The sequence below is a fragment of the Streptomyces curacoi genome, from assembly GCF_001513975.1.
Lineage (GTDB): Bacteria > Actinomycetota > Actinomycetes > Streptomycetales > Streptomycetaceae > Streptomyces > Streptomyces curacoi.
In genome coordinates this window covers 131,732-144,265 of the sequence record NZ_KQ947991.1, presented here as the reverse complement: position 1 = coordinate 144,265, position 12,534 = coordinate 131,732, and the positions used below count along the sequence as shown (strand labels likewise).

The following is a 12,534-nucleotide window of genomic DNA, read 5'->3' as shown; positions in this document are numbered from 1 at the left end:
GGCGGAGCCCGCCGACAAACCACTCGTGTCGACACAAACGAAGGACGATCGTGCTCATTGCCGGGTTCCCCGCCGGGGCCTGGGGGACGAACTGTTATCTCGTCGCCCCCGCCGCCGGTGAGGAGTGCGTGATCATCGACCCGGGCCACGAGGCGGCCCCCGGAGTCGAGGAAGCACTGAAGAAGCATCGGCTCAAGCCCGTCGCCGTCGTCCTCACCCACGGCCACCTCGATCACGTGGCCTCGGTCGTCCCGGTGTGCGGCGCGCACGACGTACCGGCCTGGATCCACCCCGAGGACCGGTACATGATGAGCGACCCGGAGAAGGCGCTCGGCAGGTCCATCGGGATGCAGCTGATGGGCGAGCTGACGATCGGCGAACCGGACGACGTCAAGGAGCTGACCGACGGCGCCAAGCTGGAGCTGGCGGGCCTGGAGCTCACCGTCTCGCACGCGCCGGGCCATACCAAGGGGTCGGTGACCTTCGGCCTGCCCGAGGCGGCGGACATCCCGCCGATCCTCTTCTCGGGCGACCTGCTGTTCGCCGGCTCCATCGGACGCACCGACCTGCCCGGCGGTGACACGGCCGAGATCCTCGACTCGCTGGCCCGCGTGTGCCTGCCGCTCGACGACTCGACCGTGGTGCTGTCCGGCCACGGCCCCCAGACGACCATCGGCCGGGAGCGCGCCACCAACCCGTACTTGCGGCAGGTGGCGGCCGGCCCGGGAGCATCCGAGGCTCCCCGACGAGGAATGTGACGAGACCTTCCGTGAGCACCTTCAAGGCCCCCAAGGGCACGTACGACCTGATCCCGCCGGACTCCGCCAAGTACCTGGCGGTCCGTGAGGCGATCGCGGCTCCCCTGCGCAACTCCGGTTACGGCTACATCGAGACGCCCGGCTTCGAGAGCGTCGAGCTGTTCGCGCGCGGCGTCGGCGAGTCCACCGACATCGTGACCAAGGAGATGTACGCCTTCGAGACCAAGGGCGGCGACAAGCTGGCCCTGCGCCCCGAGGGTACGGCCTCCGTGCTGCGCGCGGCCCTGGAGGCCAACCTGCACAAGGCGGGCAACCTCCCGGTCAAGCTCTGGTACTCGGGCTCCTACTACCGCTACGAGCGCCCCCAGAAGGGCCGTTACCGGCACTTCTCCCAAGTCGGCGCCGAGGCGATCGGCGCCGAGGACCCGGCGCTGGACGCCGAGCTGATCATCCTGGCCGACCAGGCGTACCGCTCCCTGGGCCTGACCAACTTCCGGATCCTGCTGAACAGCCTGGGCGACCAGGAGTGCCGCCCGGTGTACCGAGCGGCGCTGCAGGACTTCCTGCGCGGCCTGGCCCTGGACGAGGACACCCGTCGCCGCATCGAGATCAACCCGCTGCGCGTCCTCGACGACAAGCGCGAGGCGGTCCAGAAGCAGCTGACCGGCGCCCCGCTCCTGCGCGACTACCTCTGCGACGCGTGCAAGGCGTACCACGAGGAGGTCCGCGAGCTGATCACCGCGGCGGGCGTCTCCTTCGAGGACGACCCGAAGCTGGTGCGCGGCCTCGACTACTACACGCGTACGACCTTCGAGTTCGTCCACGACGGTCTGGGCTCCCAGTCCGCGGTGGGCGGCGGCGGCCGCTATGACGGACTGTCCGAGATGATCGGCGGCCCCGCGCTGCCGTCCGTCGGCTGGGCCCTGGGCGTCGACCGCACGGTGCTCGCCCTGGAGGCGGAGGGCGTGGAGCTCGAACTCCCGGCCTCCACCAGCGTGTTCGCGGTGCCGCTCGGCGAGGAGGCCCGCCGGGTGCTGTTCGCCAAGGTCACCGAACTGCGCAAGCTCGGTGTCGCGGCGGACTTCTCCTACGGCGGCAAGGGCCTCAAGGGCGCCATGAAGAACGCCAACCGCAGCGGCGCCCGCTACACGATCGTGGCCGGCGAACGCGACCTCGCCGAGGGCGTCGTCCAGCTCAAGGACATGGAGTCCGGCGAGCAGACGGCCGTCGGCGTGAACGAGATCGTCGCGGAGCTGGAAGCCCGCCTGGGCTGAGGTGGTGCCGAGGGCGGGGACCGAACGGTCCCCGCCCTCGGTCGTCCGCCGGTGTCCTGAACCGAACGCCTTTACCCAGTCGCGCGTATTTCCTTATGTCCAGTGAACGGTGGAGACGCGCGCGTGTACGGCACAATGTGCCGTGTCCGGAGAAACTCCAACTCTCAAGTGACGGAATCGGCGTGATGAGCAAGACGACAGTCAAAGACGTCTCCACCGAGCCCGAGCCGCAGTGCGCCGAAGCGGCGCCGCGGTCGGTGGGCGGCAGCCGTGCGTTCGCCCTGATGCTGGTGATCACCGGCGCGGCGGGGCTGCTGGCCGCGTGGGTCATCACGCTCGACAAGTTCAAGCTGCTCGAGGCCAAGGTCGAGGGCAAGACGTTCACCCCGGGCTGCAGCCTGAACCCCGTCGTCTCCTGCGGCAGCGTCATGGAGAGCAAGCAGGCCGCCGCCTTCGGGTTCCCCAACCCGATGCTCGGCCTCGTCGCCTACGCCATCGTCATCTGCGTCGGCATGAGCCTGCTCGGCCGCGCCCGCTTCCCGCGCTGGTACTGGCTGACCTTCAACGCCGGCACCCTCTTCGGCGTCGTGTTCTGCGCCTGGCTGATGTTCCAGTCCCTGTATCGGATCAACGCGCTGTGCCTGTGGTGCTCGCTGGCCTGGGTCGCGACGATCATCATGTTCTGGTACGTCACGTCGTTCAACATCCGCAACGGCTTCCTGCCCGCGCCGAACTGGCTGAAGAGCTTCTTCGGCGAGTTCACCTGGGTCATGCCCGTCCTGCACATCGGCATCATCGGCATGCTGATCCTGACCCGCTGGTGGGACTTCTGGACCAGCTGAGGGGTCGGCTGAAGGCTCGGCGGAAGGTTGGGCGAAGGGATGGGGGGAGCCCCGCTTTCCGGGGCCCGGCGGGATTGTCAGTGCGGTGAACTAGGGTTTCCAGCGTGGAGCCCGACCTGTTCACCGCCGCCGCAGAAGAACGCCAGGAGAAGGACCCCGCCGGCAGTCCCCTGGCGGTGCGCATGCGCCCGCGCACCCTGGACGAGGTGGTGGGCCAGCAGCACCTGCTGAAGCCCGGCTCGCCCCTGCGCAGGCTGGTCGGCGAATCCGGCGGCGGCCCCGCCGGGCCGTCCTCGGTGATCCTCTGGGGCCCGCCCGGCACCGGCAAGACCACCCTGGCCTACGTCGTCTCCAAGGCCACCAACAAACGCTTCGTCGAGCTCTCCGCGATCACCGCCGGTGTGAAGGAGGTCCGCGCGGTCATCGACGGCGCCCGCCGCGCCACCGGCGGCTTCGGCAAGGAGACCGTCCTCTTCCTCGACGAGATCCACCGCTTCAGCAAGGCCCAGCAGGACTCCCTCCTCCCGGCCGTCGAGAACCGCTGGGTGACCCTGATCGCGGCGACCACCGAGAACCCGTACTTCTCGGTCATCTCCCCGCTGCTGTCCCGCTCCCTCCTCCTCACCCTCGAACCCCTCACCGACGACGACGTCAGGGGCCTGATCAGGCGGGCGCTGAGCGACGAGCGCGGACTGAAGGACGCCGTCGCCCTCCCCGAGGACACCGAGGCCCACCTGCTGCGCATCGCCGGAGGCGACGCCCGCCGCGCCCTGACCGCCCTGGAAGCCGCCGCCGGAGCCGCCCTGGACCAGGGCGAGACCGAGATCAGCCTCCAGACGCTGGAGCAGACCGTCGACCGGGCCGCCGTGAAGTACGACCGCGACGGCGACCAGCACTACGACGTCGCCAGCGCCCTCATCAAGTCCATCCGCGGCTCCGACGTCGACGCCGCCCTGCACTACCTGGCCCGGATGGTCGAGGCCGGCGAGGACCCCCGCTTCATCGCCCGCCGCCTGATGATCTCCGCCAGCGAGGACATCGGCCTCGCCGACCCCAACGCCCTGCCGATCGCGGTCGCCGCCGCCCAGGCCGTCGCCATGATCGGCTTCCCCGAGGCCGCCCTCACCCTCAGCCACGCCACCATCGCCCTCGCGCTCGCCCCCAAGTCCAACTCCGCGACCACCGCGATCGGCGCCGCCCTGGACGACGTACGCAAGGGACTGGCCGGTCCGGTCCCGCCCCACCTGCGCGACGGGCACTACAAGGGCGCCGCCAAGCTGGGGCACGCGCAGGGGTACGTGTATCCGCACGACCTGGCCGAGGGCATCGCCGAGCAGCAGTACGCGCCGGACGCCCTCAAGGACCGCGAGTACTACACCCCGACCCGGCACGGGGCGGAGGCGCGGTACGCGGACGCCGTGGAGTGGACCAGGAAGCACCTGGGTCGCAGACGATCCTGAACAGCCTGTAGACTCGCTCGAAGTGCTGCGTCCCGTGTCCGGCTCCGGTCGGCGCCTCAGGCGGGACAACCAGCCGGATCTTTTGATCCAGGAGCGTCGCGCACCGTCGTAGGTGTCGCGGGCAGCCCACCACCACCCGGGATCCCGGGACCGGTCGGTGGGCCGTTCGTGTGCTGCACGTATGTGCCCAGACCAGGGGAGCGGCTACCTGGCAAGTCCCTCGCGGACCTGTCGGGATTCCCCGGCTGCGGATTGCGACCTCCCGTAACCCTGAGGCAGCCGATGAAAAACAGACAAGGAAGATCAAGTGGCGAACCAGTCCCGCCCCAAGGTCAAGAAGTCGCGTGCCCTCGGCATCGCGCTGACCCCGAAGGCCGTCAAGTACTTCGAGGCCCGCCCCTACCCGCCGGGTGAGCACGGCCGTGGCCGCAAGCAGAACTCGGACTACAAGGTCCGTCTGCTGGAGAAGCAGCGTCTGCGCGCGCAGTACGACATCTCCGAGCGCCAGCTGGTCCGCGCCTACGAGCGCGCGTCCAAGGTTCAGGGCAAGACCGGTGAGGCCCTGATCGTGGAGCTCGAGCGCCGTCTCGACGCCCTGGTCCTGCGTTCGGGCATCGCCCGCACCATCTACCAGGCCCGTCAGATGGTCGTGCACGGCCACATCGAGGTCAACGGCCAGAAGGTCGACAAGCCGTCGTTCCGTGTCCGTCCCGACGACGTCGTGATGGTCCGCGAGCGCAGCCGCGAGAAGACCCTCTTCTCCATCGCCCGTGAGGGTGGTTTCGCCCCCGAGGGTGAGACCCCGCGCTACCTCCAGGTGAACCTCAAGGCCCTGGCGTTCCGCCTGGACCGCGAGCCGAACCGCAAGGAGATCCCGGTGATCTGCGACGAGCAGCTCGTCGTCGAGTACTACGCCCGTTGATCCTTCAGCGGTCGTAGGGCTTCTGCGCCTGAGCCCGTCGCCTCCCCGCCCCTCCGGGCGGACGAGGCGGCGGGCTTTCGCACACCCACGGCAACTCCGCTCCGCGCGAGCGGTAATCCGGTGCAGAGCGGCATCCCCGGCGCGATAGGCTCGGTGCACGACTTTCTCGATGTAGACCGATGTAGAGGCACGTTTCAGGGAGCGGGTGCACACAGTGTCCGGTGGAGAGGTTGCCGGGATCCTGGTGGCCGTCTTCTGGGCGATCCTGGTCTCCTTCCTCGCCGTCGCGCTGGCGAGGCTGGCCCAGACGCTCAGGGCGACGACCAAGCTGGTCGCGGACGTGACCGACCAGGCGGTCCCGCTCCTGGCTGATGCCTCCGCGGCGGTGCGCTCCGCGCAGACCCAGATCGACCGGGTCGACGCGATCGCCTCGGACGTCCAGGAGGTCACGTCCAACGCCTCCGCGTTGTCGACCACCGTCGCCTCCACCTTCGGCGGCCCCCTGGTCAAGGTCGCGGCCTTCGGCTACGGCGTGCGCCGCGCTCTCGGCGGCCGCAAGGAGGACGTGCCCGCCAAGACGCCCCGGCGTACCGTGATCTTGGGCCGCACGGTTCCCGCCGCACGACGCAAGCGGAAGTAAGGACTGAGACCGAGCGATGTTCCGTCGTACGTTCTGGTTCACCACGGGCGTCGCCGCCGGTGTGTGGGCGACTACCAAGGTCAATCGCAAGCTGAAGCAACTGACCCCGGAGAGCCTCGCCGCGACCGCGGCGAACAAGGCCCTGGAGACCGGCCAACGGCTGAAGGACCGCGCGGTGGGCTTCGCCCTCGACGTGCGCGACAACATGGCCCAGCGGGAGGCCGAGTTGGAGGACGCGCTCGGCATCCGGGAGAGCCCCGAACTCCCCGCGCCCCGGCGCTACGCCGCCATCGAGAACAACCGCAGCAACCCGAAGTACATCGAGAACCCGACGTACTCGAACAACCGGAATGAGGACCACTGATGGAGTCGGCCGAGATTCGCCGCCGCTGGCTGAGCTTCTTCGAGGAGCGTGGGCACACCGTTGTCCCTTCGGCGTCGCTCATCGCGGACGACCCGACTCTGCTCCTCGTCCCGGCCGGCATGGTGCCCTTCAAGCCCTACTTCCTGGGTGAGGTCAAGCCGCCGTTCCCGCGCGCCACCAGCGTGCAGAAGTGCGTGCGCACGCCCGACATCGAAGAGGTCGGCAAGACCACGCGGCACGGCACGTTCTTCCAGATGTGCGGCAACTTCTCCTTCGGCGACTACTTCAAGGAAGGCGCCATCAAGCTCGCCTGGGAGCTGCTCACCAGCCCCCAGGACAAGGGCGGTTACGGCCTCGACCCCGAGCGTCTGTGGATCACCGTCTACAAGGACGACGACGAGGCCGAGCGCATCTGGCACGAGGTCGTCGGTGTGCCCCTGGAGCGCATCCAGCGCCTGGGCATGAAGGACAACTTCTGGTCCATGGGCGTCCCCGGCCCGTGCGGCCCGTGCTCCGAGATCAACTACGACCGCGGCCCCGAGTTCGGCGTCGAGGGCGGCCCCGCCGTCAACGACGAGCGGTACGTGGAGATCTGGAACCTCGTCTTCATGCAGTACGAGCGCGGCCAGGGCACCGGCAAGGACAACTTCGAGATCCTCGGCGACCTGCCGAGCAAGAACATCGACACGGGCCTCGGCCTGGAGCGACTCGCCATGATTCTGCAGGGCGTGCAGAACATGTACGAGATCGACACCTCCATGGCCGTCATCAAGAAGGCCACCGAGCTGACCGGTGTCGCCTACGGCGACGCCCACGCCTCGGACGTCTCCCTGCGCGTGGTCACCGACCACATGCGTACGGCCACCATGCTCATCGGCGACGGCGTGACGCCGGGCAACGAGGGCCGCGGCTACGTGCTGCGCCGCATCATGCGCCGCGCCATCCGCAACATGCGGCTGCTCGGCGCCACCGGCCCGGTCGTCAAGGACCTGATCGACGTCGTCATCGGCATGATGGGCCAGCAGTACCCCGAGCTCGTCACCGACCGCGAGCGCATCGAGAAGGTCGCTCTCGCCGAGGAGAACGCCTTCCTCAAGACGCTGAAGGCCGGCACCAACATCCTCGACACCGCCGTCAGCGACACCAAGGCCGCCGGCTCCACGGTCCTGCCCGGCGACAAGGCGTTCCTGCTCCACGACACCTGGGGCTTCCCGATCGACCTCACCCTGGAGATGGCCGCCGAGCAGGGGCTGTCCGTGGACGAGTACGGCTTCCGCCGCCTGATGAAGGAGCAGCGGGAGCGCGCCAAGGCCGACGCCCAGGCCAAGAAGACCGGCCACGCCGGCGCCGGTGCCTACCGGGAGATCGCCGACAAGGTCGGAGAGACCGACTTCATCGGCTACACCGACACCGAGGGCGAGTCCACGATCGTCGGCATCCTCGTCGACGGCGCCTCCTCCCCGGCCGCCACCGAGGGCGACGAGGTCGAGATCGTCCTCGACCGGACCCCGTTCTACGCCGAGGGCGGCGGCCAGATCGGCGACACCGGCCGCATCAAGGTCGACTCCGGTGCCGTCATCGAGATCCGCGACTGCCAGAAGCCGGTGCCGGGCGTGTACGTCCACAAGGGCGTCGTCCAGGTGGGCGAGGTGACGGTCGGTGCCAAGGCCCACGCCTCGATCGACAACCGGCGCCGCAAGGCCATCGCCCGCGCCCACTCGGCCACCCACCTCACCCACCAGGCCCTGCGCGACGCCCTCGGCCCGACGGCCGCCCAGGCCGGCTCCGAGAACCAGCCCGGCCGCTTCCGCTTCGACTTCGGCTCGCCGTCCGCCGTCCCGACGGCCGTGATGACCGACGTCGAGCAGAAGATCAACGAGATCCTCGCCCGCGACCTGGACGTCCAGGCCGAGGTCATGGGCATCGACGAGGCGAAGAAGCAGGGCGCCATCGCCGAGTTCGGCGAGAAGTACGGCGAGCGCGTGCGCGTGGTGACCATCGGCGACTTCTCCAAGGAGCTGTGCGGCGGCACGCACGTGCACAACACCGCCCAGCTGGGCCTGGTGAAGCTGCTCGGCGAGTCGTCCATCGGCTCCGGTGTGCGCCGTATCGAGGCCCTCGTCGGCGTCGACGCCTACAACTTCCTCGCCCGCGAGCACACGGTGGTCAACCAGCTCACCGAACTGCTCAAGGGCCGCCCGGAAGACCTCCCGGAGAAGGTCTCCGCCATGCTCGGCAAGCTGAAGGACGCCGAGAAGGAGATCGAGAAGTTCCGCGCCGAGAAGGTCCTCCAGGCCGCCGCCGGTCTCGCCGAGTCCGCCAAGGACGTGCGCGGCATCGCCGTCGTCACCGGTCAGGTCCCGGACGGCACGACGCCGGACGACCTGCGCAAGCTGGTCCTGGACGTCCGCGGCCGTATCCAGGGCGGCCGGGCCGCCGTCGTGGCCCTCTTCACGGTCAACAACGGCAAGCCGCTCACGGTCATCGCCACCAACGAGGCCGGCCGCGAGCGCGGCCTCAAGGCCGGCGACCTGGTCCGTACGGCCGCCAAGACCCTCGGCGGCGGCGGTGGCGGCAAGCCGGACGTCGCCCAGGGCGGCGGCCAGAACCCGGCCGCCGTCGGTGAGGCCGTAGAGGCCGTCGAGCGGCTCGTGGCGGAAACGGCCAAGTGAGCGCCGAAGCACAGCCGAGCGGCGAGGGCCGTGGCATGCGCCGCGGCCGTCGCCTGGCGATCGACGTCGGGGACGCCCGCATCGGGGTCGCCTCGTGCGACCCCGACGGGATCCTCGCCACGCCGGTGGAGACGGTCCCGGGCCGGGACATCCCGGCAGCTCACCGCCGCCTCCGGCAGCTCGTCGAGGAGTACGAGCCGATCGAGGTCGTCGTCGGACTCCCTCGCTCCCTCAAGGGGGGCGAGGGCCCGGCCGCGGCCAAGGTCAGGGGCTTCGCCCAGGAACTGGCCCGCATGATCGCGCCCGTACCGGTCAGACTCGTGGACGAGCGGATGACGACCGTGACGGCCAGTCAGGGACTGCGCGCCTCGGGCGTGAAGTCCAAGAAGGGCCGGTCGGTGATCGACCAGGCAGCCGCTGTGATCATCCTGCAGCAGGCGCTCGAATCCGAACGGGTGTCAGGTAAAGCACCCGGAGAGGGCGTCGAAGTGGTCATCTGATCGCGATACGGTAACGTTCCGCGCGATGCGCCGGTGTTCGAACAGCCGGTGCACAGAGAGAGGCGGGACGGGAGCCGGATCTTCATCAGCCGCGTGACCGCCGCCTCGCGGCTCTAGGGGATCGATGACTGAGTATGGCCGGGGCCCAGGCTCCGAACCGTGGCATCCGGAGGACCCGTTGTACGGGGACGGCGGATGGGAAGGGCAGCAGGCCCGTCCGGGCCAGCAGGCTGCCTACGGCGGCCAGCCGCAGCACTATCCGGAGCAGCAGCCGCAGCAGCAGCACTACGGCGACTGGGGCGACGGCCAGCAGGCCGCATATGGTCAGGCGCAGCAGCAGTACCAGCAGCAGTACGAGCAGCAGCAGTACGAGGGCCAGGGCCAGCAGCCGTACGACAACGGCGGCTGGGGAACCGGCACCCACGCGCACGCCCAGTACCCCGACCCGGCGGACCCCTACGGACAGCAGGCCGCGGCGTACGGCGGTCAGCAGCCCGACTACTACGGCACGCCCGACGCATACCCGCCGCCGGAGCCGCCGAGCCGACGCCAGGCCGAACCGGAGCCGCCCCAGACCGACTGGGATCCCGGCCCGGACCAGGGTGAACACGCGTTCTTCGCCGGCGGCGGCGACGACGACTCCGACGACGACTCGGGGGCCGGCCGGGGGCGGGGGGAGCGCCGGGGCCGGGGCAGCAAGTCCAAGAAACGCCGCAGCGGGTACGCCTGTCTGGTGGTCCTGCTGGTGCTCGGAGCAGGCGTGGGCGGAGTCGGATATTTCGGGTATCAGTTTTACCAGGATCGTTTCGGCGCGCCGCCGGACTTCGCCGGCGACGGCACGAACGAGACGGTCACGGTCGAGATCCCCAAGGGCGCTTTCGGCTCGGTGATCGGCCAGAAGCTGAAAGAAGCCGGCGTCGTCAAGAGCGTCGATGCCTTTGTGGCCGCCCAGTCGGACAATCCCGAGGGGAAGTCGATCCAGGCCGGTGCCTACATTCTGCACAAGCAGATGTCCGCCGCGGCCGCCGTCGAGATGATGCTCGACCCGAAGAGCCAGAACAACGTCCTGGTCAGGCCGGGTGAGCGCAATCTGAGTGTGTACAAGGCGATCGACACCAAGCTCGAACTGTCCGCCGGCACGACCAAGAAGGTCGCCGAGCAGAAGTACAAGAGCCTCGGACTTCCCAGCTGGGCGAACGACAACAGCGAGATCAAGGACCCCCTGGAAGGCTTCCTCCACCCCGGCACCTATGCCGCCGCCAAGGGCATGAAGCCCGAGGCGGTGCTGAAGGAGATGGTGACCCAGGCCGCGGAGAAGTACGAGGCGCTCGACCTGGAGGCCAAGGCCAAGGCGCTCAAGCTGGACAACCCGCTGCAGGTGGTCACGGTCGCCAGCCTCGTCCAGGCCGAGGGCAAGACCGAGGACGACTACCGCAAGATGGCGGAGGTGGTCTACAACCGGCTCGATCTCGCGAACCCCGAGACGTACGGGCTGTTGCAGTTCGACTCGACCTTCAATTACCTGAAGGGCGAGAGCAACATCAACATCAGCGAGTCGGAGATCAACAGCAATCAGGACCCGTACAACACGTACACGCAGAAGGGTCTGCCGCCCGGTCCCATCGGAAATCCGGGAGACATCGCGATGAAGGCGACGCTGAATCCGACACACGACGGCTGGTACTACTTCGTGGCCGTCGACGGTGTGAGCAAGACCGAATTCGCCAGGACCCACGACGAATTCCAGAAGCTCAAGGACAAGTTCAATGAGAGCTCGGGCAACTGACGCCCGTCGGGCCGCCGTACTCGGCAAGCCCATCGACCACTCCCTCTCCCCGGTGCTGCACCGCGCCGCATACGAGGAGCTGCGGCTGACCGGCTGGTCGTACGACCGCTTCGAGATCGACGAGGCCGCTCTGCCCGGGTTCTTCGCGGAACTCGGGCCGGAGTGGGCCGGGCTGTCGCTGACCATGCCGCTCAAGCGGGCCGTCATTCCGCTGCTCGACGAGATCAGCGAGACGGCGGCCTCGGTCGAGGCGGTCAACACGGTCGTCCTCACCGACGACGACCGCCGCGTCGGCGACAACACCGACATCCCCGGCATGGTCGCCGCCCTGCGGGAGCGCGGAATCGAACAGGTCGACTCGGCGGCCATCCTCGGCGCGGGCGCCACGGCGTCCTCCGCGTTGGCCGCGCTCGCGCGCATCTGCACCGGTGAGGTCGTGGCGTACGTACGCAGCGAGGCCCGCGCCGCCGAGATGCGGCAGTGGGGCGAGCGGCTCGACGTCGAGGTCCGTACGGCCGACTGGTCCGACGCGGACCAGGCACTGCGCGCCCCGCTGGTGATCGCCACCACCCCGGCCGGCACCACGGATGCCCTCGCCTCCGCGGTACCGGAGCGCCCGGCCACCTTGTTCGACGTGCTCTACGACCCCTGGCCCACCGCCCTCGCGGCCCGCTGGTCCATGTACGGCGGAGCCGTCGTCAGCGGGCTCGACCTGCTGGTGCACCAGGCGGTGCTGCAGGTCGAGCAGATGACCGGCCGTGTCCCGGCGCCCCTGGACGCCATGCGCAAGGCGGGGGAGCGCGCTCTCGCGGCCCGTCAGGACTGATCCCTTCCGGTACCCGGCGCTGTCCATCCGCCGTCCGCCTGATGGACCGGCGGCCGGGGACCGGCGCCGGACATGGGAGGATCGGAGGTGGCGGGCCGGGGCCGCGCACCTGGTCGCGCCGTCGCCGTACGCGGAGGACGCGCGTACGCAGGGCAGTACCAGGGCGCGAGACTGAGGAGCACCGTTGAGCAGGTTGCGCTGGCTGACCGCGGGGGAGTCCCACGGCCCCGCACTCGTCGCGACGCTGGAGGGCCTTCCCGCCGGCGTGCCGATCACCACGGAGATGGTGGCGGACCACCTGGCCCGGCGCCGGCTCGGTTATGGACGCGGGGCGCGGATGAAGTTCGAGCGCGACGAGGTCACCTTCCTCGGCGGCGTCCGGCACGGTCTGACGCTCGGCTCACCGGTCGCGATCATGGTCGGCAACACGGAGTGGCCGAAGTGGGAGCAGGTCATGGCCGCCGACCCGGTCGATCCGGAGATCCTCGCC

Annotated in this window: 12 protein-coding genes; all 12 read left to right on the top strand. The window is 69.4% G+C overall.

The annotated features are described in order from the left end of the window. The first annotated feature begins 50 nt into the window (after window positions 1–50). Window positions 51–758, top strand: coding sequence for an MBL fold metallo-hydrolase (locus AQI70_RS26515; RefSeq protein WP_062154372.1), 708 nt, complete (start codon window positions 51–53; stop codon window positions 756–758). 11 nt (window positions 759–769) lie between these two features. Continuing rightward, window positions 770–2,032, top strand: coding sequence for a histidine--tRNA ligase (hisS, locus tag AQI70_RS26510; RefSeq protein WP_062154370.1), 1,263 nt, complete (start codon window positions 770–772; stop codon window positions 2,030–2,032). Window positions 2,033–2,217: 185 nt separating this feature from the next. Further along, a complete protein-coding gene (locus tag AQI70_RS26505) occupies window positions 2,218–2,874 on the top strand; it encodes a vitamin K epoxide reductase family protein (protein ID WP_062154368.1) in 657 nt (218 codons plus the stop codon). Between the two features lie 104 nt (window positions 2,875–2,978). After that, window positions 2,979–4,334 (top strand): replication-associated recombination protein A, encoded by a 1,356-nt coding sequence (locus AQI70_RS26500; protein WP_062154366.1) that lies wholly within the window; start codon window positions 2,979–2,981, stop codon window positions 4,332–4,334. A 307-nt stretch (window positions 4,335–4,641) separates the two neighbouring features. Next, window positions 4,642–5,256 carry a 30S ribosomal protein S4 gene (gene rpsD, locus AQI70_RS26495; RefSeq protein ID WP_004002680.1) on the top strand — a complete coding sequence of 205 codons (615 nt, stop codon included), beginning with the start codon at window positions 4,642–4,644 and terminating at the stop codon, window positions 5,254–5,256. Between the two features lie 205 nt (window positions 5,257–5,461). Next, window positions 5,462–5,896, top strand: a complete 435-nt coding sequence (locus AQI70_RS26490; protein ID WP_107117088.1) for a DUF948 domain-containing protein — start codon at window positions 5,462–5,464, stop codon at window positions 5,894–5,896. Window positions 5,897–5,912: 16 nt separating this feature from the next. Further along, window positions 5,913–6,260 (top strand): hypothetical protein, encoded by a 348-nt coding sequence (locus AQI70_RS26485; RefSeq protein ID WP_062154362.1) that lies wholly within the window; start codon window positions 5,913–5,915, stop codon window positions 6,258–6,260. Further along, window positions 6,260–8,932: an alanine--tRNA ligase gene (gene alaS, locus AQI70_RS26480; protein ID WP_062154360.1), complete on the top strand. Its 2,673-nt coding sequence runs from the start codon at window positions 6,260–6,262 to the stop codon at window positions 8,930–8,932. Before AQI70_RS26485 ends, alaS begins: the two co-directional genes overlap by 1 nt. A 35-nt stretch (window positions 8,933–8,967) precedes the next feature. Beyond that, the gene (ruvX, locus tag AQI70_RS26475; protein WP_062154358.1) at window positions 8,968–9,432 is read left to right on the top strand and encodes a Holliday junction resolvase RuvX; all 465 of its coding nucleotides are present in this window, start codon (window positions 8,968–8,970) and stop codon (window positions 9,430–9,432) included. Between the two features lie 124 nt (window positions 9,433–9,556). Then, a complete protein-coding gene (mltG, locus tag AQI70_RS26470; protein ID WP_062154356.1) occupies window positions 9,557–11,218 on the top strand; it encodes an endolytic transglycosylase MltG in 1,662 nt (553 codons plus the stop codon). Further along, window positions 11,199–12,044 carry a shikimate dehydrogenase gene (locus tag AQI70_RS26465; RefSeq protein WP_062154354.1) on the top strand — a complete coding sequence of 282 codons (846 nt, stop codon included), beginning with the start codon at window positions 11,199–11,201 and terminating at the stop codon, window positions 12,042–12,044. The genes mltG and AQI70_RS26465 overlap by 20 nt, the downstream gene beginning before the upstream one ends. Window positions 12,045–12,228: 184 nt before the next feature. Beyond that, window positions 12,229–12,534, top strand: a 306-nt coding sequence (locus AQI70_RS26460) for a chorismate synthase (RefSeq protein WP_159042704.1), incomplete at its 3' end; no start/stop codon positions are given.

Bases quoted from the DNA above. Each gene is read 5' to 3' on its own strand.
- AQI70_RS26465 (WP_062154354.1), top strand. From the start codon at position 11,199: ATGAGAGCTCGGGCAACTGACGCCCGTCGGGCCGCCGTACTCGGCAAG.
- ruvX (WP_062154358.1), top strand. From the start codon at position 8,968: ATGCGCCGCGGCCGTCGCCTGGCGATCGACGTCGGGGACGCCCGCATC.
- AQI70_RS26485 (WP_062154362.1), top strand. From the start codon at position 5,913: ATGTTCCGTCGTACGTTCTGGTTCACCACGGGCGTCGCCGCCGGTGTG.
- AQI70_RS26505 (WP_062154368.1), top strand. From the start codon at position 2,218: ATGAGCAAGACGACAGTCAAAGACGTCTCCACCGAGCCCGAGCCGCAG.
- alaS (WP_062154360.1), top strand. From the start codon at position 6,260: ATGGAGTCGGCCGAGATTCGCCGCCGCTGGCTGAGCTTCTTCGAGGAG.
- mltG (WP_062154356.1), top strand. From the start codon at position 9,557: ATGACTGAGTATGGCCGGGGCCCAGGCTCCGAACCGTGGCATCCGGAG.